Below are 26964 nucleotides of genomic sequence, written 5' to 3' on the forward strand. Positions count from 1 at the left end.
AACGCGGAGTGGGGTAAAAGCGTACTGCACCTAACTGAGAAACGCTATAGTATCACGTCAGTAGTGGACTGACACGCCTAAAATGATGCATTAGATTTCTAGTTTAGAAGGCGCTAAAGCGCAACTACGAACATTTTATATTGCACTATTTTAGTCTAGACACGCCAGTAGGGTGCGTTACAGCAAAACGCTTAACGTAGCACCGATAAGATCAAGATGGTACGTTAAACTTTGCTAAGCCACCCTATGAATATGGCACAATTCATTTTTTGATATTCCCTGACACTTGTATACTCTTTTCGACATACTTTGTATAAAATTGCCCCAAAGGGAGAAAATAACAACAGTTATTTCTTGTATTGGTAATAGCAGATGGCAGTTTATCAAGTTCGACTCATCAATCCTGCGATTGGGTTAGATCGCACCATTGAAGTCCCAGACGATCAATATATCCTTGATATCGCAGAAGACTTTGGTATCCGCCTTCCGTCTGGGTGTAAACAAGGCGAATGTTCTGCTTGCGTTGCTAAACTTATCAATGGCGAAATTGATCAAAGTGAGCAGAAATTTCTCCGTCCACAGGAAATACAGGCTGGCTATATTGTTACTTGTGTTGCTTATCCCTCAGCGGATTGCACTTTAGAAACGCATCAAGAACAAGTTTTATATAAATCGTCGCTTTACTACAAGCAATAAATTCTAGGAATTAGATGTCTCTGGGTTCGTTTACAAATTAAAAATTTAATTCTCGTACGCTAAAACTTAAGATTTTCTTTAAAAATTAACTATAAAATTTTTACTAGTAAAAGATGAAATAGAAAATTAAAAACTAATTTTTGAACCTTGCTCATTTCTCAGTCGAATGATAGAAGGAAAATCTACCTTGCTATTGATGCTCAGACAGATTGGTTAGGTAAGAATAACTGAAGGTAGTTAATTTTATCGATAATCTGTTTCTGAGGTAAAAATAATGTTGGGACCAGTGTTAACAGCAGTAGCTACAGCTTTGAGCCTACTAATAGTTGATTTAGTTGTTCCAGGCGTTAATATTGCTAATTTTCCCGCAGCTATAATTGCAGCGTTAGTTATTGGTTTGATTAATGGTTCAGTAAAGCCAATTCTTTCAACCTTATCTTTGCCACTTAATTTCTTAAGCTTTGGAGCATTTTCGTTAGTCGTTAACGGCATTTGTTTCGCATTAGCAGCAGCGCTAGTTCCTGGCTTTTCTGTTCGGGGAATCATTGGTTTTCTGCTTGGTCCAGTGATCCTATCTTTTGCTACCACATTCATTAACAACTACTTTGTTGAAAAAAATCTGGCTTTAGGCAGCGGAGATGTTAAGAACAAGGGAGAATTACCCTCGAGCTAATTATCATTTAGGCAATCTTTGTGTAAATTCTTCAGTCGTCGAATTAATATAACTCCATAGGTGGATTTGCTAATTCGGTGACATTCATACAACTGTAAGTAAACCAATCGAAAATTAGAATCAAACCCATGAAAATAACTCGCTTACTTCTTGGTCTGTTGTTGCCTCCAGTAGGAGTTTTTCTAGAAGTTGGTATTGGTCCGACTTTGCTGATTAACATTTTGCTCACACTCTTAGGTTGGCTTCCTGGTAGTATTCATGCAGTTTGGGTTATTGCCAAGCATGAAGAGCAAATAAATAGACAGGATGGTATTTACTAACCATGTCAAGTTGGTAATGGGCTTAAAATACTCCTAGCAGTATCCCGTTACCAATTTTCTTATTTAAAATATAGATAAAATACTAACTAAAATCATCAAATAATAATTTTATATTTTTAATTAAATTTCTCCTTTGAAAAGAACCTCAACCCTAAATTTATACTAATTTTATAATTTATAAAAAACAAAATTCCCGACTTCTTCAAGAAGTCGGGAATCTTAATATTACAATTTCCACAAATCAAATTAGCTAGGAGGTAGCTTTGGTTTATCACTATGATCTTTCTCTTTGAACAATTCAGCCGCTGCTAGCAGTAACTCTCTTAATGACTGCTTTAGCTGACGTTCTCTTTTTGCGATCGCACTCCCAGCTTCACCCAGTTTATCATCGAGCTGCGATCGCTTCTGTTCTACTTGTACAGCTAAGTTTTCTGCTTGGGGACGAGCCTGATTATACCAGTGTTTAGCTTCCTCTAGATAGTCTTTGACTTCCTCAGAACGTCCGCCATAGCGTGCAGCTAAATTAGCTCGAACAATAGCGAGTTGCGCTTGTAGTTGCGCATAGCGTTTCTTTAATATAGCTGCTTCTTCACTATCTTTGATGCCATTGAGTACAGAGTCAAGGACACTTTTTGTACTAGTAGATGTTTCTTTACCTGTCTCTTCAATCTCTGCCAAAATGACATCAACTTCTTGTTGGAGTTGTTCTTCTTCGCTATCTAATTGAGTCTGTAGCTTTTTAATTTCTGTCTGAGTTTTAGCAATATTTTCGTGTCGTTTGCTATTAACTCCTTCCAATACTCCTTCAATCGAAGCCGTTACTTCTTCTTTAATTTCGCTACCTTTTTCTTGGAAGGTTTCAATTACAGCAGAAACAGCATCTCTGACAATACTACGCAGTTCTACAGAACCCGCTCTAAACTCAGAACCTACTTGAGACACTGCGGCTTTGACAATTTCTCTAATTCTTTCACTTCTCAACTGTCCAGTTTCTTTGACCTGTTGCAAATCTGTCTGAATTTTCTCTTTGATATTGTTAGGCATTTTCAACTCTTGGTATTTAGGTAATTTGGATATAATTTTCCAGACAAGCTCCTCTATTGCCATTATGGTGCAGCCTGTTTGGATAAGGTACTTCCTTTAGATAGAAAATCACCGCAGTATGAATTATTAATCTTACTGTTTCGATAAGCCTTGGCAATCTTTAGTAATCTCTAAAATTCTCTCTTTCTTTTCTTGGTGTCTTTGACGGTTTGTTAATCTTGGCTTTTTACCCACTTAAACGGGTTGTTACAGCAGTTAATATGTAACGGATATCCATTTTGTGAGATGATTAATATTTATTGATTCAGCATAAAAGTTAATTATGTGGCAAGTAAATATCACTTGTTCAGGACAAGCTTGGAAAATCTATGCAACTGAATTTAAAGCATTGGCAGATAAATATACAGGCGATTGCATTACTTCTAAAAAAATGCCCGATGGCAAGCGGATTATGGCATATAAAATTGAAGATGTTAGTGATGCTGAATCCTTTCAGGAAGAATGCCAAAAGTTTGTTGGGTTTATGGCAGACTTTGAATCGTTGTAGTATTGTTACTGCATTTATGTGCAGCTAAATCAGACTAAAAATAGGAAAATGCAAGTAATGAAACTAATAAAATTGATATTAGTTGCTTTCTTTATATTGACAAGTATTCTTACCCCGTCAGCGAAGGCAGCGGATATAGTTAGTGGTGCACAAATCTTTGATATTCATTGTGCTGGTTGCCATGTTAATGGTGGTAATATTGTCAGGCGAGGTAAGACTTTGAAGAAAAAAGTACTCAAAAAATATGGAATGGATTCTTTAGAGGCAATATCATCAATTGTTACTAATGGTAAAAGTAATATGCCAGCGTACAAAGATCGCCTGACTACAGAGCAAATTCAAGCTGTCGCCGCTTACGTTTTAGAACAATCTGAAAAGGATTGGCGTTAAATAATTCAAAATTCAAAATTTAACATGGTACTACCCGCAGCAAGCTATCTACAATTTACTCCCGATTTAAACATCTGCCGGATTTTAAATGGAATGTGGCAAGTATCTGGTGGACATGGACGCATCGACCCCAAAGCCGCTATTCAAACTATGTTTAAATATGTGGATGCAGGCTTTACTACTTGGGATTTAGCAGACCATTATGGTCCCGCCGAAGATTTGATTGGTGAGTTCCGCCGTCAACTAATTGCAACTCGTGGTAAAGAAGCTGTCTCTCATATCCAAGCCTTCACCAAGTGGGTTCCTCGTCCAGGCAAAATGACTAGAAAAATTGTCGAGGACAATATTAATATCTCCCTCAGAAGAATGGATGTGGAATCATTAGATTTGATACAGTTCCACTGGTGGGAATATCAAGATAAGAACTACCTCGATGCTCTCAAGTACATGGCGCATATGCAAACTGAGGGTAAAATTAAGCATTTAGCCTTGACTAACTTTGATACTGAACATCTACAAATAATTGTTGAAGCAGGTATTAAAATCGTTTCTAACCAAGTGCAATTTTCTCTAGTTGATCGTCGTCCTGAAGTGAGTATGATTCAGTTTTGTCAACAGCACGACATCAAACTTTTTACTTATGGCACAGTTTGCGGCGGGTTACTGTCAGAAAAGTATTTGGGTAAACCAGAACCACGAGGATTTGACCTGGCTACAGTTAGCCTAAAGAAATATAAGAATATGGTCGATGCTTGGGGTGGGTGGCAATTATTTCAAGAGTTGCTTGCTACCGTCAAATCTATTGCCGATAAGCATGAAGTTAGCATCTCTAATGTGGCAGTACGTTACATCTTAGATAAGTCTACTGTTGGAGGCGTAATTGTCGGTGCCAGACTTGGGATATCTGAACATTTAGCAGATAACGCCAAAGTATTTGATTTTGCTTTAGATGCTGAGGATGTAAATCAAATAGATGCAGTGTCTCGACAGTCACGAGATTTATATCAGTTAATTGGCGATTGCGGCGACGAATATCGACGATAATAACTTCTACTGCCTTCAAGCTGAAAGCTTGGGGCTATACATACATAGCCTGCCGTCGCAGGCTAATCTCAATATTCATCAGCTTAGGCAGTTAAAATGCGAAATCCATAAAACTTACCCTTGAAAGCCCCAATTAATTCGCTCACCAAACTCGATATCATAACTGAGGCGCGATCGCTTAGACATTTACCTTGGCTTTTGACCAAACACCGTTTTCATCTTCATCAAATTGCTGATGAACTGCTTCCCAAGCAGCTTGTTCGGCGGTGAACTCGTCACTTGTTTCACTGAGTGTAACGTTATAGCGTTCAATGAAGGTGCGCTGTGCTTCTGGCGAAAGATGAGAGCGAACTTCTGGAGATAAGTCCTCTGGCTTGTTACAAGGGCCAGGACAAGGACGAGCAAAAGTTTTCTCAGCGGTGTGAATTTCTTCGCCGCCAGCGCTTTCTAGTAATAATTGAAATTCGCCAGCGCGATCGCTTGGCACTTCTGCCATTAATAAAAACTCGCCGGCTTGTAAGCGGGTTTGGTAAATTGCTGCTTTATCTTCTGGCATTCCTAAGGTAGTTAGAACTGACACTAATCCAGCACCAGCACTACCTGCGATCGCGCCGCTTGCAGCCCCAAGTAACAGTGCGCTGATTGGGCCTGCCGCCACAATCGGACCAACAAAGGGAATAAACAGTACGCCTACCCCTGTCAGCAAGCTGAGAAAGGAACCAAATAAGGAACCGAAAATTGCCCCGGTTCTCAAACCGCCAAAAATCACATCTTTTTTGGTAATGAAACCAGCAATTCGAGTTTCTGACTGAAAGTTTCTGCCCAATACGGAAATATGATCTCTGGGGACACCTCGATCTAGCAAACGGCGAATTACATCATCAACTTGCTTTTGTTCTTTAAATACAGCTGAAATAGTGCGTTCTGCTGTGTATGTTTCTACCACAGGAATCTCCTTGAATCTTATTTTACAAAGTACAGATGAAATAGGCAGCTGCGGGTAAATTTCTTTTTCCACAGACTGCCATTTAAAGTTAGATGTTATGCTTACGCGACTGAGCTACACACCTACAGGAGTTTGAGTGTCAGCTGCTGCCGATTGAGTATTTGGATCTAATGCTTGCCCTTCAATAAACGAGCGTAGCATCCAAGCCATCTGCTCATGCTCTTCCATCAATCCAGTTAAAAAGTCAGCAGTTCCTTGGTCATGAAACTCATCACCAGAGCTATCTACATGGTCTCTAAGATTACGAATTACCTGTTCATGATCTTCTACTAGTTGAGCTACCATACCTGTGGCTGTGGGAACTTGACCAGCTTTTTCTTTGATGGTGGCAAGTTTCAAAAATCCCTCCAATGTACCAACTGGGTAACCACCCAAAGTGCGAATCCTTTCTGCGATCGCATCAATGTTTAGTGTCAGTTTTTCGTAGTGTTCTTCCCAAAGTTGGTGCAGAGTGCGGAATTGAGGGCCAACAATATCCCAGTGATACTTTTTAGTTCTGACTAACAACACATAAGAATCTGCTAAGTCTTGATTTAACAGATCAATCACACCTTGACGCTGTTGTTCTGTTAACCCTATGTTAATTTTAGGCATTACTTTCCCTCTCTTGACGAACTTATTTACTAAGTTCACAAATTCAATCCTGAACTTACATCAGCCTATAGAAAGATAATAAATTATTTTAAATATCTGGTTAATATTTTATTTTTATGCTAATGGATAGATGGTCAAATTCTTTAATTAGTATCTATTTAATAGTAAGAGACATCTTGAATATTCTTACTAATCAAGATGCCTCTACTAAAAGCTACACCAATTTATTGTGACAAATAACCTGAGATGAACTTGGATTGTTAATAGGAGTTAGATCACAATCTTGGCAAAGATACTAGGTGATGGAAAATCGCGGTTGATGTGAATAGACAAATGTTAATTCACCGCGCCTTTCCGGAGTTTACCATTAATGCAACCTACTTCTTACCTGTAACTTTTTCCAGGAAATTTTCTATTTTGCCTTCTACTGACTCTGCGGCTTTTGTATTATCAGGACGCTTCATCTGGTCGATATCTGCATCTCCCTGAACTTCATTCAGCCCCTTATTTGATTCTTTTTGAACCTTATCTAATCCTGGAGGTGCTGATCTCTCTACTTCGTCAGTTTTGCGCTGAATGTCCAAAAGTTGTGTAGTGGCTTCTTCGGGATTGCTCTGATAGCTATCAATAGCAAAAGCGGGAACTGCATTAGATAGCAATAACAATGCACAGGTAAAAGCGACAAATAGAAAACGTACGGGACGTAAGATAGATGTAACCAAAGCAATAATTTTCATTTGCATTCCTCAATAACAGCGTCAAAAACGCAGAACTTGTACTTCAGTAGAGAAGCTTTTACCTGAATTAGGTTAATTTAAAAAACTAATTTCTAAGGTATGCCTCTTGAAGTAATATGTTTATAAACCTAGTGCAGAACTAAACTTCTTTTGGTTAAGTTGAATAATAAACTGATAGATAATTATTATTCAACAGATACAATGATATTTGGAAGTCGTAGGTTCTTCAAAGGTTCGATAGTCTATTTTTATCCTGATTTTTTAAAGATTGCATCAATCTGGAGAATGAAATTATTTTCACAATGATTTGCAATAAAATCACTCTCAAGGCAGAGCTAGCTAATGTTGTTTATCCAGGTGAATTCTTTCAGTATTTAGATGAAGTAAATTTATTAATAACTAAGATTATTTATATTCTAATTATTAATAAACTGATTATCGACGATTTGGCGATCGCCCTCATTTAGACCCAACTGTTTGGTATTCTTCTATGCATCAAGTCTGTGCTTGACTCAATTACCCAGGTGGCGATCGCCCTATCAAAAGTGGGGCGCAAGCTAGAAATCCGCATCATCTGTTTACTGACGGAACTCCGCTACCACTTCAATCAAACCAACAATATTGCGATTGAATTCCGGTAAATCTTGTGCAGGTATCCAATATTCTTGGTGGATGGAAGCACCTACAGTTTTGATTGAGTAGCGACTTAAGAAATCTGCACGCACTTGAAAGCGCGTTACATAGCCGATATATCCTGTATCAGCATTGGCTGCATTCCAATCACGGGCAATTTGAGAAGCGTATTCTTCGTTAAGTACTGGGTAGAAAATAGGCTGTTCTGGAAGTCGAGGCGGAAACTCGCGATCCCCACTTTCTTTGATTAGAGCCAGTTCCTTAGGGCCAGTAGGACGGAAAAGAGTGATTGTTTCCGCTTCCCAATTAGGTAAAGGCTCCCGTGCTTTTAGCCAATCTGTGGGAATCCCTTCTAAACCTGTAGACATTGCTACAATTCCACCAGCGATCGCACAAGTAGTATCTCTATCCCCCAACCCACTCACAGTTAACCACAGCGCTGCTTCGTAGTTATCAAGCTGTTGAGCAGCACACCACAAAGCAAAGGGAACTGTGTCTTGAGCTGAAACTTTAGTACCATTTCCTAATACCGCAACTGCTGAATGTACTGGGATATTCGCTGACAAATCACGAGCTAGGCGAATTTTTGAACTCACCTCACTGTCTGGAACATAAAGCAAAACCTGGTTGAGGAACTCTTGCTGAGTTGGTAAAAAATCTTTTAATCTCCAAGCCAAAGCAGCCGCCACTGCAACAGCAATCGCCCCAGCGATCGCTTCTGGATGAGTGTGAGTAATTTCCGCACTTTTTACGGCTTGAGTCACAACCAAGTCCAAATCTTCGGCAAAAAATGCTCCCACAGGTGCAACTCGCATCGCTGCACCATTACCGTAGGAACCCTGTCCATTAAATAGAGTAACTACCTCTTGTTGCCAAGGTTTGCCATTGCGTATCTGTGCTAACAGCCCGCTTGTTGCTGCACCATAACCGCGATCGCTATCGTATTGTTTGGCAAAGCTTTCTGCTAGTTTATCTTGGTTAATTTCCCCATATTCTCGCAGAATAGAAACGATTGAGAGTGCCATCTGCGTATCGTCAGTATACGACCAAGGTGATGCCGGAATAGCACGGGCGGATACTAAAGTTTCTACCACATCTGGATGGAGAAAAAATCTCTCTCCAAAAGCATCTCCCACTGATAAACCCTCAAGAGAGCATTGCGCGCGGTGCAATCGAGCATCGTTGGTTTTGGTCATATTAGCTGATTTACTTCAAAAATTTTATTGTCAACGGATAGTGATATGACTTCCCTATATACGTCGTGATTGCAGCAGATATACTACAGACAAACTGCAATAATCCTAGTAAAATTGCCGGAAAACTAAACATTTGAAAATAATTATAAACCCGGCGATTCAATTCACTATTCTCCGCTAATATCTCACTTAAGGAACTACCACAGTCTGTTGCCATAAATAAAACAATAATCATCCAAATAATCATATATATTGTTGTGGATATTTGAAAGTTTATAGAATTTTTACCGTTAATATCAATTAATAAATGCTCTGCTTTTTTATTTTCCCAAATAATTAATGGCATAAAAATATTTAACAAAGGAATAAATAAATTTTTATTCAATAACAATGCTAATAAAAAGTTGATTGGTAGCCATAATGTAGACCCTAGATGACATAACATAACCCAAATTCTTATTTTTTGATCGGGATTTTTAGTCATTGAAGAATTGTTATCTAATTAATTATCTTAAAAATCTAATTGTCCAAGGATAACGATAATGTTCACCTTTGTAAGCTTTTAATGCAGCAAAATTAACTAAAAATAATTGCAAGACTATCATTGATAAAGTTAACAATAACCATACCAATAATAAACTATCTAAAAGTGTCTTAACTTCTTTTCCTGTACTATTAGTAGTTAGAGCAATACCACAGATAGTAAGCATCAGCAATAAGGATACGATTATAACAATCAAAATATAGAAAGTTAGAGATATTTGAAAATTTAAAGATTCTTTACCTTGGAAATCAATCCAAGGAGATTTGGCTTTCTTTAATCGCCAAACGATCAGCGGTCCTAAAATATTTAACGGTAAATACATAGGAATTCCGAGAAATACTAAAAAAAACAATAGCATCCAAGCTAATAAAGCCGAGAGATGGCAAGTCATCGCCCAGATACGCATTTGTTTTTTTGGTTTTTCTCTCATGGCTTTTTATTTATCCGTGGATTGAGGAAATAATCCCCCATCCTAGTATCTATAAAAAAAGCCAAACTAAAGTTTAAAATTTGAGTATTTCGCGGTCATAATTTTCTGGGAGGGGTTCTATTTCCCAAACTATACCTTCACCAGGTTCTAAAGCAACTTCTACGAAAAGTTGTTCTGTGGCAGTTGTGGCGATATCTTCATTATTAGGGAAAGGCTGTAAATCTTCGGTGAGTAGTCGCAGTTTAAAACCACCCGGTATGGCTGCACCTACTGTGGCGTTACGCAATTCAAACCGCCAGATAGGTGCATCGGGTTCGCCTTGTAGTATGACTAATAGTTCGTATGTTTGGCCAGCGATCGCAAGCCGGCGAGACAGAATAGAATCTGGTTGTGTTTCTTCTACACCTTTTCCACCGACAAAACTCAATTGCATATTCAAGCGTCCCCAACCAATAGTTTCTGCTGCTTGGGAAACGCCGCTTTCCAACCATTGCAGCACTGACCATTGTTCTGGTAAACCTAAACGTTGTTGATATAAGCTTTGTCGCCAACCTCCATGTTCAATTAACCCACCCCAAAGTTGAAAAGGGATAGCTAACCGAGGTGTCAGTACTTCCGACTTTCCCAGGCGAGCAATTAGGTTTTGGGCTTGTTGTTGTGGTAGGCTCGGCAGGGGTGAAATAGCGCTACGTGTAGTTGTTTGTGGGCAAAGTTCTTGAGTGACCGCCAATACACTAATATCATTAATAATTTCAGTAGCATCTAAAGAATAAGTGCGATCGCCTGCATCATAATTGCCATTATTCTTCAATTGTTCATGAGTACAGTAACCCCAAACCCTAACGTAGCCTTCATCTGGTTCTACTTGCACAGCCAAATAATAATCACCAGCCCAACTAGGCAAATCCACCCATTCTTGCGGAACTCGCAATTCACTTAAATCAATATTTTCACTAGGAACCAAAATAAATCGAGTGGCGTCTACTACGACTGCGGTTCCATTTACCAGTTCCCAAAAACTAGGTAAAGCAGTGGTAGTTGGCCAGACCTTTGCCTGTGGCGTCAAATCCTCTTGCAACCAAGGCAAGATAGCACTCAGGCAAAGTTCATTAATATAACCTTGATAGCGAGAAGTGGGGTTAGAAAAAGATGGACTCTGGAGATCCGCCTGATTTTGGGCTTTAACTGGGATTTCTAAAATTAAATCAGTGGGATTGGCAAAAGTGAATGCAGTCATGGCGGTTCCTCTGGGGTAGTCTTTGGCTAGGATTTGTCATTGGTCATTTCATTGGTCATTTGTCATTGGTCATTTGCTTCCTCATCCCCCTTATCCCCACTCCCCGCGTTATTCAGGAGATACACCGTAATAGCTTTGCAACCATTCCTCCATTACGGTACTCATACTTTTGAGTAGGTCTGGAGTGATGGAAATATGCAGCCTGTCTCGACTCCAATTAGCCAAAGATTTCAGCAAATTTTCCCTGGCTTTTGTTAGTCGGCGTGATACAGTATACTGCTTGATTTCTAGCTGTTTGGCGATTTTATCTTGATTTAGTCCTTGAGCGTAGTACAGTTGCACAATCTGTTGTGCTTCTGGTTCTAATTGGGCGATCGCAGTGACTAAAACCTGATTAATTTCCGTCTGTTGAGAAGTCCTAGTTTGTTCTTCTTCTTGGGCAATAATTTCTTGAATTAAGGATGGTTGTTGATTTCCTGGCAGATTATCAATTAATTCCCAGGAATTATCTCCGCCTTGGGTGATATTGAGAGATTCGGGAGTCGGATAAAGATATTTACGAGTAGCTTTCGCAGTAGTTAGCAACCACTTCTCAAGGGTTGAGATGCCGATCTGCTGGTTACTTTGAGAATTGTAAGCTTTGGCGATCGCTTCCCATATTTGGTTATCTGGTCGAGAAAGCTTGCGCGAAGTTCCGGCTGTGGTGGGAACATAAAAGGTTTTAAAACAGTTCCAAGCAAGGATATAAGCATGAATATCTTCTTGAGATAAACCTGCATTTTGCAAAGCTTCCTGCAATCGCTTTTGCGAGACTTTACGTAATAGTCCCCAATCTGTACAGATATCAACTTCGCGACGTTGGCGCAAAGTTTCACGGATTGCACTTGCAAAGATGGGGCCGGCGTAGTTTTTCAGGGTATAACCTTGACTGGGGTTGAAACCTTTAAGGACGCGATCAATTTGAGCGATCGCCACCTGAAAACAGTCTGATAATTGATACTGAGTAGTGGCGAAACCATTCACAGTTTTTTGGGACACCCAATAGCAGGATTCTTGCAAGTAAGCAGTCAGATGTTGCTTTGCTAGAGATTGAGATTCAAGAAGCTGCCAGAACTTATACCAATACAGCGCCCAAAAGTATTCTGAAGTTTCTTGCGGTGTGCGTTTTACACAACCTTGCATACTACTACGCAATCTTGATTCTGTCGCCCAATGACTGAAGCGATCGGCATCGAATTGCACAAAAGTTGAAAAAATTTCAATGATGCTTTGCCGAGGGTGCATAAAAAACTCGAAGCCTACCTAGAGAAGTAGTGAAGGCGTTTAAGAGTGCCTCCACAAACTTTACTACACCAAATGAGAATCATGTTGCGACTTTCAATGAAATCTTTAGCACTTGGTACTATGGTAGCCCTATCTACGGCGACTACTGCTTTTGCTCAAGTCCCTGTACTACAAAATCTACATCTAACTCAAGTACCAAGCTTTAGTTGTGCTCCTCATACTCAAACTTACATTGTTAAGCCTTTAGATAGCCGTCAAGGTCGAGGTATTCGCTGCGTCAAATTGAGTGAAGGTAGACCAGGAACCACGATTCCTAAATTAGCATGGTACGGCGAAGGTAATTGGGGTGGTGCTAGCTATCGCCACGTGGGACAAGCGATTTATCGAGGTTCTAATCTTGTTGGTTTTGCCTCCGATATTCACGGAAACGGTGAAGATATTCACAATAACTTTCCTGGAAATCTGAGGGTACAAATCCTCAATGCTTCAACTATTCGTGTTACTGGTGCATGGAATGAAGAATGGCAATTAGTCCAATCTACTAACTATAAGTCTTTACCCAGACCGAAAACTTGCGGTAGCTATTTTGATGAATACAAAGTTTCTGATTTAACAGGAAATCGCAACGGTGAAGGCTTGCGTTGCGTTCTTCGTGTTGGATCAAGCAATACAACTTGGTTTGGTAACGGTAATTGGGGAGGTTCTACTTATTCCCACATAGGCACTCGTTCATTTAATGGTTACGGTGCTGGTGATATTTGTGGGAATGGTTTCGGCCCAATTTGTAACACCTTTGGTTGGGGTTCTTTGAAGTTAAATCCTGTAACTGGTGGTTTTGATGTCACAGGTGCTTGGAGTGAAAAGTGGCGTTAGGAAATTGGAAATTTTAACCACCGATATATTTCTGAGATATTGCTGATAAATATCAAGGTTCTCTTGGTTAATTAGTTCAATTAAGAAACCGCAAAATCAAAACACAATTACTAATAATGGAGTACTAATAATATGTTGAAATCTTCTTTAATGGTTGCTGCTTCTACTGTAGCTTTAGCCGCTGCTTTAGTTAGTCCGGCATTGGCTGCACCTGCTGATTTCGTTGGTACTTGGGTCAATAAAGATACTAACACTCGTGGTGTAACTCGCTTAGTCGTTACCTCAGCAGGTGGAAATAAATTAAACATTCAAGTGTTTGGTAAATGTCATCCGACAGACTGCGATTGGGGAACTACACCAGTCACAACCTATGGTCTTAATGTCCAAGATACAAACCATACCTATGGAACAGCCAACTACAACAAAGGGTTTTCCAACACTTTATTAACCTTAGATCATGCTGGCTCTCAAATAATGTTGCAAGGCTTCACTCAATTTCTAGATAACAGTAGTCGGCAAAATTATTATTCTCGCGATTACTTTCAAAAATCTACTAAAGTGAGAGTTCCACTGGAGTTGCCAACATCTCCCACCACCCCAATTAGATAGTTCCTGATTGATGATTGCTAACCACAGATATTCATCGGTGTCCGTTGTTTATCTGTGGTTTTATTTGGAGAAATTTTATTTTCATGCATAAACTACCTCTGTCATACCTATGTAGTTAATGAAGGAAGAAAACCCAAAGACAATTAATGATGGAGTATTTATGTTTAAACCTTCTTTAACTTTGGCAGTACTTGGTACAGTTTTAACTGTAAATGCAGTTAGTCCTGCTTTTGCTGGAGGACCACAACCAATTGCGCCTAATGCAATTCAACTAAATAACATTTCTGGTGTTGCTAATTCCGATCCAGATGATTGGTGTGGAACGCGCGTTCCTGGTTTTCCACCCCGTCCACATTCTCACTCGGAGATTCTGGTACGAAACAGGGGTATTCTAGCTATCGGTCCTAAGCAAGACGATCCATCTGGTGCTTCTAAATTAAATTCTCAGTTAAATTCAACTGGCGTAGGTAATCCAGGAATTTTGAGCGCTTTAAATCCTCAGCCTTTACCACCAAAAAGTTGTGCAAACTTAAGGTAATTTGATCTGCAAAAATTGCCATACCTATACTACCCCAACCTACTAAAACAACGGCAGGTTGGGATAATTCACGTATTGTTGATAGTTAAAGCTTGGTCAGCGATCGCAACTTTTAAATGCTTAATGCATAAGGTACAGCTACCTTTGTATGTTTATCAAGATAGTTGACGAATAATTGCTTTAATCGGGGACTGACACCAGCGTGTTCAAAGAACCCAAAGCCGAGATTTCTAGCTTTGGTTAAAGTTTGCTCTGGTGTCAATCCCTCTTGGATGGCTACACTCAACAATGCGATTCCCGTTGAACGCATGGCTGCGGCACAATGTATAAGCGTTGGTTGAGGAAGTTGGTCTAGTGTAGTGAGGATTTTAGTAATCAGCTCCTCATTTAAATGTTCTAGCTTCAGGGGAACATTCGCATAATACAGCCCCAAAGCTTCAACCATCTGTTGCTCATCTTTAACAAATCCTAGTTCATCAGGCGATCGCAAATTCAAAACCGACTTAAAACCTTCTTGCTTAGCTTGTTGAATCTGTTGTTTTATGACTTGTCCTGTTGTTGTCAAGTTTTCATTAATCCGTATAGCGTTAATCACATTCACTCCTTTGGGCTGTAAATAGTATTTTTGCAAGATGAAGAGTAAGGATTAAACAAAGAATCCCCCTTCCCAGATTTTTGCCAGCAATTTAATATCTACTGTTGAATTGGTTTTGAGTAGCCATGCAAACAAGCACAACCAAATCCAGCACATATCAAAAGCTTCCAATTAAGAGCTTTGAAATTTGCCTTCTCCGGTTATTATTGTTGCTGCGTAAAGTACTATAACTCTACCGACAAACCGTATTTTTAGCATTATACACTTTCCCGATAGATTTGCGAGTGTTTAATATAGAAATTTTTTTACAAGAGTAAATGCCCTCGCAGTCAGTACTAGAGCATTACCACAGTGTTTTAGCCATCAAAAAATAAAAACTCCAGATTTGCTGATGGCGAATCTGGAGTCAGGAATCAAAGGGAAATAATGCATGACTCTTTACCCAGCTATAATCACCCCTATATCGTGGGGTTTCATCTACGTTAGGTACATTATTTCCTGATTCATTTGTAAAGGAAATTTGTTACTTAAAAGACAATATGAAATACTTGTTCAATGTTATTAGTGCAGTAACTTGAGTAAATATTGCTGTTGCCGAATCGGAAGAGATACTGCGCTCAAGATTTTGTAGAGTTATCTAGTACAGCACGGCGTAAATAAACAGACCATTAACAATGCTGCAAAAGCCCGGAATACAATTCTTTTGGCTTTTGACTTCCGCGCAGCGGTACTAGCGCTTTACGAATAAATTCCCAAAAATACTTACCGTACAGAGTTAAGACAATATAAGCGAGTAAATAAGCTCTAATAAATAGCTAATTAAAGTCCTGGTAGTAATTTATAAAAAGTTAAGATAAATTTACATACCAGGCTGAGTTAGATTCTTGTATACAAAACTCAGGCTATGTTGGAGAAGATTAATATTAAAACAGTTTGTTTAGGGTTTTAGAAGCCATGACTTTAATGCAGACTTAGCTATTTTTGTACTGATAAAGGTGATGACCATAATTGTGGCACCAGTTCTATAAGGATGCTCACCGCGCTCATATTCACGGTAATCTTTCTCACTTTGATAAGCTTGATAATTGCAATCATTTCGTGAGATACATGTAGCAGCAACCGTATTTTGAGCAATAGCTAAAGTTAATACAGTTGCTATTAAGCATGAGTGAAACAGTGAAGTCGAACGATTCATAACAGAGGAACTTAGGAACTAGACAGTAATTTCTACACACCTTAAACAATCAATTTCTGAAATTTACTGCGCTTTGCGTATCAGTTTCAGTTGTTTTTGGATCTGATTCAATGCCCTGTCCCCTTGTGGAGCCATTCCGCTATTGGGTTTCAGATCAAGTCGGGATAATCATTTATTATTCAAAACTTTCCGTGTGAATCTTAATGATCAATCTTCTCGCAAACCTGATATCGCCCCACTCTGCACAAGTCGGAAAACCCACTAGAAGAAGTGGTGTGGTGGCATAGCGCAGCAAGTTTTAGACGGGGATTTATACCCCGTCTGTTGCCCATTACCTGTTCCCTGTTTCTTTTGAATAAATATGATGAATGCTTTTGGTTGTGCGCATTTTTAGGACTAAACAACCCGGTTTTGATGGATACACTCTGCATACCATTCAAAGCTGGCTTTGGGAATGCGTTGTTGTGTGCTGTAATTTACATAAACAATTCCAAAAGGTCGAGAATATCCCCAAGCCCACTCGAAGTTATCTATGAAAGTCCAAAGAAAATATCCTTTCAAAAGATAGCCTTCATCAATAGCACGATAAGCTGACTTTAAATACTGCCGTAGGTACATAATGCGGTCAGTATCAATCATTTCACCGTTAGCATTTAATTCATCTTCTGCTGCACAACCATTTTCGGTAATCATCACAGGTAAATCATGACGCCCCAAAGTCTCGCTGACATGACGAATTCCCCAATAGATACTCTCAGGAACAATATTTAACCACGGCATATACATTCGCGGGTAGCCTTTGGGAAGGTTGAGCAACTCATAACCTTTTTCGTTATCAACAGCACGCACATAAGTACCGCTGTAAATATTGAGACCAACAGCATCTAAAGGCTGATGAATTATTTCTAAATCCCCAGGCTTGATGTCAGGGGCATTTTCTCCTAATTCCTCAAGCATTGCTGGGCTGTAGGCACCAGTGAGGGCGGGGATAAGAATACCCCCATTTAACCTAAAAGTGTGAAAGGCCTTTTTGGCAGCTGCTATATTCTCAGGAGACTCGTTGATCGGAACCGTGACGCCGATGCTATCTACTAAAGCAACCTTGCAAGCACCAGGTGAAGCGGCGCGGATAGCTTGACACCCTAATCCGTGGGCAAGTAAGGCGTGATGAGAAGTCTGCCAAACTTCTTTTTGACTGCTGAGGAGTTTTCCTGGCGCGTGTGCAGGTTCTAGCTCAACACCATAACTTGCGTGAGTGAAGTAGTAAATTTCATTGAGTGTCATCCAATGGGTAATGCGATCGCCCAAGCGGCTAACAACTGCGGTAACATAATCAGCAAAATCAAAAGCCATCTGCCGACTTTGCCAAGAGCCATATAAATCTTCTAATGCTTGGGGGCTATCCCAGTGATATAAGGTAGCGTGAGGGGTAATATTATACTTTTGCAGACAATCTACCAGACGCTTGTAAAAATCTACACCTTCTTCATTGACTGTGCCGCGACCATCGGGAATAATGCGGGGCCATGCAATACTAAAACGATAGTGCTTGATGCCCAATTTTGCCATCAGTTGCACATCTGTTTCATAAAGGTGATAGTGGTCGCAAGTAATGGTAGCAGTATCATTACCTAAAATCTTTCCGGGTGTAGCGGTAAAGGTATCCCATACACTGGGTTTACGCCCTCCCTCATTAACTGCTCCTTCGATTTGAAAAGAAGCAGTAGCAACGCCCCAATAAAAATCCTCAGGAAATTGATAGATAGTCATTTTTAATACTTTTCTCTTGGATGAGATACAGGAATTTTAGTATTAGGCTAAACTTCCCTCAGCAAATCTATTTTGATAGACACAAAAGCCTATTATCACAACCGAAACTATTGTTGAGTAAATAATTGTGTACTCGTGTATTTTATTGATGCCTGCAAGCGTTCCGTAAGGTTGCCGCAGGCATCGCTAATTATTTTGGATCTACAACCTGCTACGCGATCGCCAAAACAGCTATTGCTTAGACATGGTTACAGATTTTGAAGTTAACAATTAAAACCTTTAATTGGTAACAGTTGTAGCTTATTAGTACGTTTGTATGGGGACAGTCCAGTTTAATCAGCCAAATACGTCGTTCATCTGTATCTGTAGCATCCAATATAGCTGTTCGCGTAGCGTCCCGTTAGGGAAGGCTAATGGCAGACGCTCAAAACAAGAATACGTACTAAGTAGAGCAAAGGGTAAAGGAAAAAGCTAGTTACATAAGCTGACTACCCTGCGATCGCCATTAAAAATTGAAAGTTGTTCGAGTGATGACACAGATGGAATTTAATTACTCTGTCTCTTCCCACAAACTTTGATAGCCAGTCACAATCCTGCTTCCATCCTTGAGAACATGAATTTCTATCTGATCGCTAGCCCAAGTAATTTTGTCTTGGAAAGCGGGATTAAAAAGATGAACTCGTTGATTGCTAGAAGAGACAGGGGAATTAGGTGAATGAATAGCCAGAGACTCCACAAAAGGCCCATCAATTAAAATATCTAGTTGTTCTAACAACTCTTGCGCACCTGGGGGAGCTGATTCAGATTGTAGTAGCTTCAGAGTGAACCCAGTAAAAGACATTACATTCAAACCAGCAGCTTTCAGCTTGCGAGCTAGAGATGCCAATGCTGGTGCTTGCCAAAAGGGTTCGCCACCAGAGAAAGTAACACCTGTGTTGCGAGGGTTCTTGAGAATATTTTCGGCAAGGGTATCAACAGCAATCAATTGATTGATCTCAAATGGCCAGGATGCAGGATTAAAACAGCTAGGACACTCTCTAAGACAACCTTGCACCCAGACAACAGCACGACAACCAGGCCCATTGACTTCAGATTCATCAACATAACCCATGATGTTTAGATGCTCAGGGGGAATTTCTATAAGTGCTAGCGATGGTTTGCTTGACTTTGTTTCCATCTTTTTCCTCCTTTGAAGCGTTACCTGTCAACCGTTAAGATAGCGAAGCCATTGCCGGGTAATTTATTGGAATTTTAATGGCATCGTGAATTTGAGTAACTAGTAGGTTTTGAAAGAAGTAAGGGGAGTAGTGCCTGCGATCGCCTTACCAAAACACGACGACGGGAAGGAATATTGACTTGAAGGATTTAGATATAATCCTTTGCCATGTTTGGTGTCCAAGGCTACAAAACAATTGTTTGCATAGCCAAAGTTCCTAATATTCCTGCCGAAATTGTTAGATTCCCGCTAGAATACCTGGCAGATTAATTGTCGCCACAGGGCGGTTAATTTGCTGCAATTGATTTGACGAAATTGCATCGAGTTTAGCAGCAACTGTATCTGCTAGTTTTAAAGCGTTGCGGACTGTGGAATCACGCTACAAGATGCTATTGGTCAAAACTACCGTTGCTCGCTTGGTGACTTTCTTCACTGCCAAGCGATGTCTAGCGACAAGCCACTTCGTGTCTACGCCCAAATCGCCAAGATTGCACTGAATCATAGACCGCAGCACACAGTGGTCTTTGTCTATATAGTATTGCGCTCATACTTGCCCCTTCACGGAAACAACCATACACTGGTATCAAAAATCTAGAGCCAGAATTTGAGGAACTTGTGAGGTCAGCAAAAAAGCATAAATTATAAAGCAATCCCTGTCTAAGACAAATCAGATTAGTCAGCAATAGGTAAAAAAACATTTATCTTGCTGTACATACTTGTTGTGATTCTTGCTTAGCTGTCTGGAAAATCAAGCAGACAGCAGAATGTGAGCCACTGTAATGGGTTACTGGTTATTAAGGAGGTAAATAACCTCCGTTGTCGCAACTACCTGCAACTGGCTTTAGTGTTAGCAAGCCTTCTCCCGTGAGGAGATGCCAAAGGCGAACAAGGAAATAAAATCAAAAATTGATATGGCAATTAATGCTCAGCAAATCAAAATTTTATTGGTAGACGCTCGTCCAGAAAATTTGCAATTTTTATCAGATATTCTCATCTGCCAAGGTTATCAAGTGCAAAGAGCAGTTTCTGGAAAAGTGGCAATAAATGAGGCGATCGCTTCTCCTCCAGATTTGATTATGCTTGACATTTTGCTACCGGACATTGATGGATATGAAGTTTGGCAACATCTTCAATCTAATACAACAACACAGGATATACCGTTAATTTTTCTTGGCGCTCAAGAAAAATTGCTACATACAGAGACTGTTGATTATATTCCTAAACCATTGCAGAAAGAAGAAATATTATTAAAAATACACAAGCAACTTACTATTCAAAAACTCAAAAAAAAGTTAAAAGAACAAAATCACCAATTGCTTCGCGAGACGCAACATCGTCAACGCTTAACGCTAGAGTTAAACAATCAACAACAACATAAAGCCTCTGTTTTAAATGCTATTAAAGTAGGAGTTTGCCTAACAGATGAAAATGGATATTTTGTAGAGGTTAATCCTGCTTATTGCCAAATGTATGGATTTACCTATGAGGAACTGATTGGGCAACAATTTACCTTACATTATCCAAATTTAACTGCTGGTGAAAAATCTAATTTAATTCAGCAATATAGAAATTTTATCTCCAATGGCATTCAGCCAGAAAACAGGGAGTTTAGTATTACACGTAAAGATGGTTCGCGCTTACCTGTAGAGATGAGCCAGGTAATTTATCAAAAGGATAATGGCAAGTTTTTTGTCGTTACAACTCTCATCGATATCAGCAACCATCAAATTGTAGAAGCAACGCAAAAATCTCGTGAGCGCTATCTAGCATCTCTTGTACAAGTTCAACGCACTTTATCTAATTTTGATGGCAGCCACAAATATTACACACAAATAGTGCAAATCTTGGGGCCAACATCAAAAGCAAGTCGTGTATATATTTATGAAAATCACCGTGCATTAGAAGGCGAGTTGGTGATGAGTCAATGTGCGGAATGGTGTGCTCCTGGAATTCCGCCAAAAATTCCCAACCCTGCCCACAGAAGCTTGTCCTATGAAGATTTTTACCCGCGTTGGGTAAACTTATTATCGCAAGGCGAGATCGTTTCCGAGATAGTAACGGAATGCCCAGAATTAGAACGCGAAATTTTAGAAAGACAAGGAATCTTCTCCGTTCTAATTTTCCCCATAATTGTCAAAGGAGAGTTTTTTGGCTTCATCGGCTTTGATAACTGTGTGGAAGTCAGGAATTGGGAAGCGTCTGAAATCTCACTTTTACAAGCCGCCGCCGCCGCTATTGCGATCGCTTATGAACGCAAACAAACAGAGGATAAGTTACAAACACAACTGCTCCAACTCCAGCAAGAAATTCGTGTTAGTGAAGCTTCCCGAAAAGCTCGCCTCTTTGCCCTCAAAGCCAGCGAAGGTAAATATCGCCAACTAGTTGAGACATCCCAAGACATGATTTGGTCAGTGGATGCAGATGGCGTGATTACCTTTGTTAATCCTGCTGTCAAACAGTTTTATGGTTACGAACCCCAAGAAATGATTGGGCGTAACTTTACAGATTTCATATTGCCAAATCAAGTTTCACTGATTAAGAAATTGTCTGCTCGGTTGCTGAAGGGAGAATCTGTTTTTCAGCATGAAATTACTTGTAGTGCTAAAGATGGTAGTACTCTTTATCTCATGATCAATGCGATCGCTGTACGCAATGAGAATAATTTAGTTGTAGGGGTCACAGGTACAGCTAGTAATATTACTAAGCGCAAACGTGCCGAGCAAGCATTGCAAGCAAGCGCCATCAATCTCCGCCAGCATAATTTGGTGTTAACAGAACTAGCCAAAAATCAAGTTCTTTATCAAGGCGACTTGAAAGCCGCTGTCAGTGAAATCACAGAAGTAGGTGCAAAAAATATCAAAGTCGAACGAGCTAGCGTCTGGCTGTATGCAGAAAACGACACTATTTTGCAGTGTCTCGATCTATTTGAGCAGAGTCAACAGCAACATAGCCAAGGTTATTCACTGGTAGTAGCAGATTATCCAGCTTATTTTCAAGCTTTGCACTCAGACCAAATTATCGTTGCCCATCACGCCTGTACAGATCCCAGAACCAAAGAATTTTTAGATTCTTACTTAACTCCATTTAACATCACTTCTATGCTTGATACACCAATCAGGTTGGGAGGCAAGACTGTAGGAGTTTTATGCTTAGAGGCAGTAGCAATTGCTCATCATTGGACATTGGAAGACCAAAATTTTGCTCGCTCTTTAGGCAATTTAGTATCTTTAGCCCTAGAAGCACGGGAACGCAGACGTGCAGAAGCAGCACAACGCATTTCGGAAGAAAAGTTAGGCTCGGCTTTTAGATCATCTCCTGACCCGATTAGCCTCAGTACTTTTCCAGATATGCGCTATATCGAAGTTAACGATAGTTTCTGTACATTTTTTGGTTATTCTCGGTCTCAGGTGATCGGTCACACCAACCAAGAATTGCAAATTTGGGTAAATCAAGAAGAATATGCTTTCCTCCCCCAAATGCTGCAACAGACAAAAGTTATTCGCAATCATGAGGTTGATGTCCGCACAGTAACAGGGGAAGTCAAGACAACTTTGTTGAGTGCGGAAATGAGCGAAATTGATGGGCAAAAGTACATCCTGGGCACAGCTAAAGACATTACTGAGCGTAAGCAGGCAGAAAATGAAAGCCGTTTGTTGCTGTTGACAACCCAAGCCATTACTCGCGCCATTGATGTCAACAGTGCCTTAGCACTCGTCCTGCGCTTAATCTGCCACAATATCAGTTGGGATTTTGGGGAAGCATGGATACCTAGTGATGATGGGGCTGTTTTGGAACATAGCCTTGGCTGGTACGGAGACCATAACAGTTTAGAAGAATTTTGGTTAGAGAGTAAAACTCTAAAATTAACTCTGGGTGAGGGTTTGCCAGGGCGAGTTTGGCAGAACAAGCAGCCAGAATGGATTGAAGATGTTTCTTATGTTGCACAACCTATTTTTTTGCGATCGCCACAAGCACTAAAAGTAGGATTAAAAGCCGTCTTTGGGGTGCCAATTCTGGCAGGCAACAAAGTATTAGCTGTTTTAGTATTTTTTAAAAGCAGCTCAGTGTCGGTGGATAAGCGGTTGTTATTACTAGTAGGTGCGGTAGCTGCCCAGCTAGGTGGGCTAATTCAACGCAAACTAGTAGAAGCAGCCCACAGAAAGAGCGAAGAACGTTTACAGCTAGCTTTAGAAGCTAGCGATTTAGGATTGTGGGATTGGGATTTTACCAGTGGCAAAATCTACCGTGACTGGCGCTGGAAGAAGATGCTCGGCTATGCAGAACAAGAAATTGAGGCGAATCTGCAAGCTTTTGAGCAATTAGTGCATCCAGAAGATTTACCCTTAGTTAGATCGTTACTAGAAGATCATTTCCAAGGTGCTACTGCTGTATATGAAGTAGAATTTCGGATGCGCTGCGCCTCAGGTAATTGGAAGTGGATTCAGAGCCGCGGTCAGATTTTTGAGCGTGACGAACAGGGTGTACCACTACGAATGACAGGTACTCACAAAGATATTACTGAACGCAAAACCTTAGAACGAGAAATAGCGCTGCGAGAAGCTCGCCTTAATGCCTTTTTCTCTGGTGCTCCTGTAGGGATGGATATTCTAGATAAGCAACTGCGGTTTGTGCAAATCAACGAATTACTCGCGGATATTCATGGAAAACCCCAAAAAGACCATATTGGCAAGACTATCCACGAGATTGTTCCCCAAATGGCATCTTTAGTTGCACCGTTCTACAAACAAGTGCTATTAACTGGTCAACCGATACTCAACCTAGAAGTTAGCATTCCATCGCCCCAGCAGCCGAATACTGTCCGTCACTTTTTGATTTCTTATTTTCCGATACCTGGTGAAGACGATCGCCCCTCTGGTGTGGGCACGGTGATGGTAGAAATCAGCGCCCGCAAATATGCAGAACAAGAACTGCGCTTGGCAAACGAACGCTTGCAATATCTGCTGACTTCTAGCCCTGTAGTCATTTATAGCAGCAAAACTTCAGGGGATTTTGGCAATACATTTATGAGTGAGAACGTGAAAAAAATGCTTGGCTACGAAGCGCGGGAATTTCTGGAAAATCCCAATTTTTGGTTGCGTCACGTCCACCCAGAAGATGTCGAGTATATTTTAAGAAAATTTTCCCAGCTTTTTGCACAGGAATATAACTCTTACGAATACCGCTTTTTGCACGCTGACGGGACTTATCATTGGTTATACGAGCAGGTAAGGTTAATCCGTGACGAAGTTGGGAAGCCGATAGAGTTTGTTGGTTATTGGGCAGATGTCAATGCTCGAAAGCTGGCAGAATTAGCTTTGCAAGAAAGCCAGCAACGGTATCAACTTTTAGCAGAAGCTTCCCCAGCTTGTATATTCCATACTGATGTGGATGGTAATTTCTTATATTTAAATCAACGCTGGAGTGAGATTACGGGACTCTCCTTAGCAGAATCTCTTAGGCAAGCTTGGACAAAAGCTATACATCCAGATGACCGCCCACAGGTTTTGGCTACCTGGAATGAAGCCAGAGCAACTAAATCTCCGTATAAGAGCGAACATCGCTTTCTAAGTTCTAATGGTACGATTGTCTGGGTACTGAGTCAGTCTTTGCCAGAAATTGGAGATGATGGAGAAATTAAAGGCTACATCGGCACAGTTACAGATATTACCGAGAGAAAACTAGCAGAAGAAGCCTTGCAGGAGAGCGCAGAAAGGGAAAGAGCGATCGCTCAAGTAATTCAAAGAATGCGCCAGACATTGGATTTAGAAACGATATTTGCTGCCACAACCCAAGAATTACGGCAAGTGCTAGATTGCGATCGCGTCGTTGTCTATCGTTGCAATCCGGAAGGCGATGGTGAGTTTGTTTCGGAAGCGGTGGGGACTGGTTGGATTTCTTTAATCGAAGCACACCTAAATAACCCCAGCCTCAAGGTAGAAAATGACCGTGGCATGATGACACTGTTAAATAGTGCAGACACGTTAGCAGATACTTTACAAGATACAGATCTGCAAACCAACCAAGGCATTATCTACGAATGTGTACCAGATATTAACAAAGCTGGGTTTCAAGCTGATGCTATCAGGTTATTGGAGCGCTTTCAGGCAAAAGCCTATATTACCGTGCCCATATTATGCGGTCAGCAACTTTGGGGATTATTAACAAGTTATCAAAATTCTGGACCCCGCCAATGGAAAATAGAAGAAATCAATATTGCAGTTCAAATTGGCAATCAACTAGGAGTTGCTTTACAGCAAGCACAATTGCTAGCACAAACTCAAAGTCAATCACAAGAATTGCAAGCAGCGGTAAATGCTGCTGATGCAGCTAATCGTGCCAAAAGTGAATTTTTGGCCAACATGAGCCATGAATTGCGTACTCCACTCAACGCCATTCTGGGTTTCACCCAAATCATGAGCCGTGAAAATTCTTTATCTAGCGAACATCAGCAACACCTAGCAATAATTAATCGTGCTGGCGAGCATCTGCTTAACTTAATCAATGACATTTTAGAAATGTCCAAAATCGAAGTTGGCAGAACTACCTTGAATGTCAATAGTTTTGATTTAATTAATCTATTAAAAAGCTTAGAAGAAATGTTGCGTTTTCGTGCTGCTTCTAAGAACCTACAGTTGATATTTGAATATGCCTCTGATATTCCTCTCTATGTGCAAACTGATGAAAGTAAACTACTGCAAGTTTTACTGAATCTCTTAGGTAATGCCATCAAGTTTACTAATAAAGGAAGCGTGACACTGCGGGTGAGCAAGGGAGCTGCGGAGGAAAATTATTCTCGGATTTTCTTTGAAGTGCAAGACACTGGCTTTGGTATTGCTTCCCAAGAAATTAACTTGTTGTTTGAAGCTTTTGGACAAACTGAAACTGGCAGAAAATCGCAACAGGGAACAGGGCTAGGTTTAGCAATTAGCCGCAAATATGTACAGCTGATGGGTGGCGATATTACTGTTAATAGCACTTTGGGTGAAGGCAGTAGATTTGCTTTTGATATTCAAGTTAACCCAGCCTCAGCTAGTGAAATTCAAATTCAGCAAAGTAAATCTTTAGTAATTGGTTTAGCACCCCCTCAAAGAGAATATCGGATCTTAGTAGTTGACGATGCCGCAGAAAGCCGTCTTGTAGTAGTACAATTACTGGCATCTATTGGCTTTGTAGTACGAGAAGCTACTAACGGGCAAGAAGCGATCGCTCAATGGCAAGAATGGCAACCACATTTAATTTTCATGGATATGCGAATGCCCGTTATGGATGGCTATGAAGCCACAAGAGTGATTAAAAATAGAGAATCTCAACAACCAATATCCAATACCCGTACCATCATTATTGCCTTGACTGCTAACGCTTTTGAAGAGCAAAGAGCAGCAATAATTAAAGCTGGTTGTGACGATTTAATTAACAAACCATTCCGCGAGGAATTATTATTAGAAAAACTTAGCGAATATTTAGAAGTAAAATATGTTTATCAAGAAGATAAAAATCATTTATCGCAGGTAATTCAAACAATAACAGAACAAATTTTAACGCCTACTGATGTACTACCTTTGTTATCTCAAATTTCACCTGAATGGTTAACTCAGCTATACCATGCTGCGGCTCAATGCAGTGACGAGATGCTCCTAGATTTGCTTAGTCAAATTTCTCTAGATAATGCTGTATTAAAAAAATTTCTGACTGATTTAGCGCATAACTTTCAATTTGAGAGAATTATGGAATTAATTGAGCAAGTGAATCTGGAATATGGGCAATTACAGCTTTTTAGCAATTTGGGAGATTGA

The 26964-nt window shown here is 40.2% G+C and carries 25 protein-coding genes; 11 read left to right on the forward strand and 14 right to left on the reverse strand.

The annotated features are described in order from the left end of the window. Positions 1 to 372: 372 nt before the first annotated feature. The 3 genes from BV372_RS11160 to BV372_RS11170 all read left to right on the forward strand — a co-directional run bounded on the left by BV372_RS11160 (position 373) and on the right by BV372_RS11170 (position 1689). Positions 373 to 696, forward strand: a complete 324-nt coding sequence (locus BV372_RS11160; RefSeq protein WP_086686571.1) for a 2Fe-2S iron-sulfur cluster-binding protein — start codon at positions 373 to 375, stop codon at positions 694 to 696. A gap of 274 nt (positions 697 to 970) precedes the next feature. Then, a complete protein-coding gene (locus BV372_RS11165; RefSeq protein WP_086686572.1) occupies positions 971 to 1369 on the forward strand; it encodes a phage holin family protein in 399 nt (132 codons plus the stop codon). A 128-nt stretch (positions 1370 to 1497) separates the two neighbouring features. Beyond that, positions 1498 to 1689, forward strand: coding sequence for a YqaE/Pmp3 family membrane protein (locus BV372_RS11170; protein WP_086686573.1), 192 nt, complete (start codon positions 1498 to 1500; stop codon positions 1687 to 1689). Positions 1690 to 1935: 246 nt separating this feature from the next. Here the strand turns inward: BV372_RS11170 and BV372_RS11175 are convergent, their stop codons facing one another. Beyond that, entirely contained in the window at positions 1936 to 2733 is a 798-nt protein-coding gene (locus BV372_RS11175) for a histidine kinase (RefSeq protein ID WP_086686618.1), read from the reverse strand. Between the two features lie 322 nt (positions 2734 to 3055). Between BV372_RS11175 and BV372_RS11180 the strand changes: the two genes are divergently transcribed. Genes BV372_RS11180 through BV372_RS11190 form a run of 3 tightly spaced genes read left to right on the forward strand, consistent with a single transcriptional unit; the run spans position 3056 to position 4714 of the window. Further along, positions 3056 to 3280: a hypothetical protein gene (locus BV372_RS11180; protein ID WP_086686574.1), complete on the forward strand. Its 225-nt coding sequence runs from the start codon at positions 3056 to 3058 to the stop codon at positions 3278 to 3280. Between the two features lie 57 nt (positions 3281 to 3337). After that, positions 3338 to 3670, forward strand: a complete 333-nt coding sequence (gene petJ, locus BV372_RS11185; protein WP_373270760.1) for a cytochrome c6 PetJ — start codon at positions 3338 to 3340, stop codon at positions 3668 to 3670. Positions 3671 to 3694: 24 nt separating this feature from the next. Next, the gene (locus BV372_RS11190) at positions 3695 to 4714 is read left to right on the forward strand and encodes an aldo/keto reductase (protein WP_086686575.1); all 1020 of its coding nucleotides are present in this window, start codon (positions 3695 to 3697) and stop codon (positions 4712 to 4714) included. 178 nt (positions 4715 to 4892) lie between these two features. On the opposite strand, the gene BV372_RS11195 is transcribed toward BV372_RS11190, so the two are convergent. From BV372_RS11195 to BV372_RS11205, 3 genes are all read right to left on the reverse strand, one after another. Beyond that, positions 4893 to 5660, reverse strand: coding sequence for a ChaB family protein (locus BV372_RS11195; protein ID WP_086686620.1), 768 nt, complete (start codon positions 5658 to 5660; stop codon positions 4893 to 4895). A gap of 114 nt (positions 5661 to 5774) precedes the next feature. Next, on the reverse strand, positions 5775 to 6314 hold the full coding sequence (locus BV372_RS11200) for a Dps family protein (RefSeq protein WP_086686576.1): 540 nt from the start codon (positions 6312 to 6314) through the stop codon (positions 5775 to 5777). A 377-nt stretch (positions 6315 to 6691) separates the two neighbouring features. Further along, positions 6692 to 7051: a hypothetical protein gene (locus tag BV372_RS11205; RefSeq protein ID WP_086686577.1), complete on the reverse strand. Its 360-nt coding sequence runs from the start codon at positions 7049 to 7051 to the stop codon at positions 6692 to 6694. Between the two features lie 302 nt (positions 7052 to 7353). On the opposite strand from BV372_RS11205, the gene BV372_RS36195 reads away from it, so the two are divergent. Then, positions 7354 to 7518, forward strand: a complete 165-nt coding sequence (locus BV372_RS36195; RefSeq protein WP_179198049.1) for a hypothetical protein — start codon at positions 7354 to 7356, stop codon at positions 7516 to 7518. A gap of 111 nt (positions 7519 to 7629) precedes the next feature. Here BV372_RS36195 and BV372_RS11210 read toward each other — a convergent pair whose 3' ends face one another. The 5 genes from BV372_RS11210 to BV372_RS11230 form a co-directional block, all read right to left on the reverse strand. Continuing rightward, positions 7630 to 8880: an ADP-ribosylglycohydrolase family protein gene (locus BV372_RS11210; RefSeq protein ID WP_086686578.1), complete on the reverse strand. Its 1251-nt coding sequence runs from the start codon at positions 8878 to 8880 to the stop codon at positions 7630 to 7632. Between the two features lie 10 nt (positions 8881 to 8890). After that, on the reverse strand, positions 8891 to 9364 hold the full coding sequence (locus BV372_RS11215) for a DUF4870 domain-containing protein (RefSeq protein ID WP_086686579.1): 474 nt from the start codon (positions 9362 to 9364) through the stop codon (positions 8891 to 8893). A gap of 22 nt (positions 9365 to 9386) precedes the next feature. Next, positions 9387 to 9854 carry a DUF4870 domain-containing protein gene (locus BV372_RS11220; RefSeq protein WP_086686580.1) on the reverse strand — a complete coding sequence of 156 codons (468 nt, stop codon included), beginning with the start codon at positions 9852 to 9854 and terminating at the stop codon, positions 9387 to 9389. Positions 9855 to 9927: 73 nt separating this feature from the next. Next, entirely contained in the window at positions 9928 to 11091 is a 1164-nt protein-coding gene (locus BV372_RS11225; RefSeq protein WP_086686581.1) for a DUF1822 family protein, read from the reverse strand. Positions 11092 to 11199: 108 nt separating this feature from the next. Next, positions 11200 to 12375, reverse strand: a complete 1176-nt coding sequence (locus BV372_RS11230) for a sigma-70 family RNA polymerase sigma factor (RefSeq protein ID WP_086686582.1) — start codon at positions 12373 to 12375, stop codon at positions 11200 to 11202. An 81-nt stretch (positions 12376 to 12456) separates the two neighbouring features. On the opposite strand from BV372_RS11230, the gene BV372_RS11235 reads away from it, so the two are divergent. The 3 genes from BV372_RS11235 (at position 12457) to BV372_RS11245 (ending at position 14395) form a co-directional block, all read left to right on the forward strand. After that, positions 12457 to 13248: a hypothetical protein gene (locus BV372_RS11235; protein ID WP_086686583.1), complete on the forward strand. Its 792-nt coding sequence runs from the start codon at positions 12457 to 12459 to the stop codon at positions 13246 to 13248. A 132-nt stretch (positions 13249 to 13380) separates the two neighbouring features. Further along, complete coding sequence (locus BV372_RS11240; protein ID WP_086686584.1) at positions 13381 to 13857, forward strand: hypothetical protein; 477 nt, start codon at positions 13381 to 13383, stop codon at positions 13855 to 13857. Between the two features lie 160 nt (positions 13858 to 14017). Further along, complete coding sequence (locus BV372_RS11245; RefSeq protein WP_143845062.1) at positions 14018 to 14395, forward strand: hypothetical protein; 378 nt, start codon at positions 14018 to 14020, stop codon at positions 14393 to 14395. A gap of 112 nt (positions 14396 to 14507) precedes the next feature. Here BV372_RS11245 and BV372_RS11250 read toward each other — a convergent pair whose 3' ends face one another. From BV372_RS11250 to BV372_RS37535, 5 genes are all read right to left on the reverse strand, one after another. Beyond that, positions 14508 to 14990, reverse strand: a complete 483-nt coding sequence (locus tag BV372_RS11250) for a beta-lactamase hydrolase domain-containing protein (protein WP_086686621.1) — start codon at positions 14988 to 14990, stop codon at positions 14508 to 14510. Between the two features lie 937 nt (positions 14991 to 15927). Continuing rightward, entirely contained in the window at positions 15928 to 16185 is a 258-nt protein-coding gene (locus BV372_RS11255) for a hypothetical protein (RefSeq protein ID WP_086686586.1), read from the reverse strand. 396 nt (positions 16186 to 16581) lie between these two features. Continuing rightward, complete coding sequence (locus BV372_RS11260; protein ID WP_086686587.1) at positions 16582 to 17955, reverse strand: GH1 family beta-glucosidase; 1374 nt, start codon at positions 17953 to 17955, stop codon at positions 16582 to 16584. Between the two features lie 550 nt (positions 17956 to 18505). Further along, positions 18506 to 19132 (reverse strand): 4Fe-4S single cluster domain-containing protein, encoded by a 627-nt coding sequence (locus BV372_RS11265; protein WP_086686588.1) that lies wholly within the window; start codon positions 19130 to 19132, stop codon positions 18506 to 18508. A gap of 418 nt (positions 19133 to 19550) precedes the next feature. Then, positions 19551 to 19673, reverse strand: coding sequence for a hypothetical protein (locus tag BV372_RS37535; protein WP_256973164.1), 123 nt, complete (start codon positions 19671 to 19673; stop codon positions 19551 to 19553). A gap of 370 nt (positions 19674 to 20043) precedes the next feature. Here BV372_RS37535 and BV372_RS11275 point away from each other — a divergent pair, with 370 nt between their 5' ends. Then, positions 20044 to 26964, forward strand: a complete 6921-nt coding sequence (locus tag BV372_RS11275; protein ID WP_086686589.1) for a PAS domain S-box protein — start codon at positions 20044 to 20046, stop codon at positions 26962 to 26964.

The organism is Nostoc sp. T09, from assembly GCF_002154695.1.
In the GTDB taxonomy this organism is placed as follows: Bacteria; Cyanobacteriota; Cyanobacteriia; order Cyanobacteriales; family Nostocaceae; genus Aulosira.

Coding starts and splice junctions, on each gene's coding strand:
- BV372_RS11160 (WP_086686571.1), top strand. CDS start 373: ATGGCAGTTTATCAAGTTCGACTCATCAATCCTGCGATTGGGTTAGAT.
- BV372_RS11165 (WP_086686572.1), top strand. CDS start 971: ATGTTGGGACCAGTGTTAACAGCAGTAGCTACAGCTTTGAGCCTACTA.
- BV372_RS11170 (WP_086686573.1), top strand. CDS start 1,498: ATGAAAATAACTCGCTTACTTCTTGGTCTGTTGTTGCCTCCAGTAGGA.
- BV372_RS11175 (WP_086686618.1), bottom strand. CDS start 2,733: ATGCCTAACAATATCAAAGAGAAAATTCAGACAGATTTGCAACAGGTC.
- BV372_RS11180 (WP_086686574.1), top strand. CDS start 3,056: ATGTGGCAAGTAAATATCACTTGTTCAGGACAAGCTTGGAAAATCTAT.
- petJ (WP_373270760.1), top strand. CDS start 3,338: ATGAAACTAATAAAATTGATATTAGTTGCTTTCTTTATATTGACAAGT.
- BV372_RS11190 (WP_086686575.1), top strand. CDS start 3,695: ATGGTACTACCCGCAGCAAGCTATCTACAATTTACTCCCGATTTAAAC.
- BV372_RS11200 (WP_086686576.1), bottom strand. CDS start 6,314: ATGCCTAAAATTAACATAGGGTTAACAGAACAACAGCGTCAAGGTGTG.
- BV372_RS11205 (WP_086686577.1), bottom strand. CDS start 7,051: ATGAAAATTATTGCTTTGGTTACATCTATCTTACGTCCCGTACGTTTT.
- BV372_RS36195 (WP_179198049.1), top strand. CDS start 7,354: ATGATTTGCAATAAAATCACTCTCAAGGCAGAGCTAGCTAATGTTGTT.
- BV372_RS11210 (WP_086686578.1), bottom strand. CDS start 8,880: ATGACCAAAACCAACGATGCTCGATTGCACCGCGCGCAATGCTCTCTT.
- BV372_RS11215 (WP_086686579.1), bottom strand. CDS start 9,364: ATGACTAAAAATCCCGATCAAAAAATAAGAATTTGGGTTATGTTATGT.
- BV372_RS11220 (WP_086686580.1), bottom strand. CDS start 9,854: ATGAGAGAAAAACCAAAAAAACAAATGCGTATCTGGGCGATGACTTGC.
- BV372_RS11225 (WP_086686581.1), bottom strand. CDS start 11,091: ATGACTGCATTCACTTTTGCCAATCCCACTGATTTAATTTTAGAAATC.
- BV372_RS11230 (WP_086686582.1), bottom strand. CDS start 12,375: ATGCACCCTCGGCAAAGCATCATTGAAATTTTTTCAACTTTTGTGCAA.
- BV372_RS11235 (WP_086686583.1), top strand. CDS start 12,457: ATGTTGCGACTTTCAATGAAATCTTTAGCACTTGGTACTATGGTAGCC.
- BV372_RS11240 (WP_086686584.1), top strand. CDS start 13,381: ATGTTGAAATCTTCTTTAATGGTTGCTGCTTCTACTGTAGCTTTAGCC.
- BV372_RS11245 (WP_143845062.1), top strand. CDS start 14,018: ATGTTTAAACCTTCTTTAACTTTGGCAGTACTTGGTACAGTTTTAACT.
- BV372_RS11255 (WP_086686586.1), bottom strand. CDS start 16,185: ATGAATCGTTCGACTTCACTGTTTCACTCATGCTTAATAGCAACTGTA.
- BV372_RS11260 (WP_086686587.1), bottom strand. CDS start 17,955: ATGACTATCTATCAATTTCCTGAGGATTTTTATTGGGGCGTTGCTACT.
- BV372_RS11265 (WP_086686588.1), bottom strand. CDS start 19,132: ATGGAAACAAAGTCAAGCAAACCATCGCTAGCACTTATAGAAATTCCC.
- BV372_RS37535 (WP_256973164.1), bottom strand. CDS start 19,673: ATGATTCAGTGCAATCTTGGCGATTTGGGCGTAGACACGAAGTGGCTT.
- BV372_RS11275 (WP_086686589.1), top strand. CDS start 20,044: ATGCCAAAGGCGAACAAGGAAATAAAATCAAAAATTGATATGGCAATT.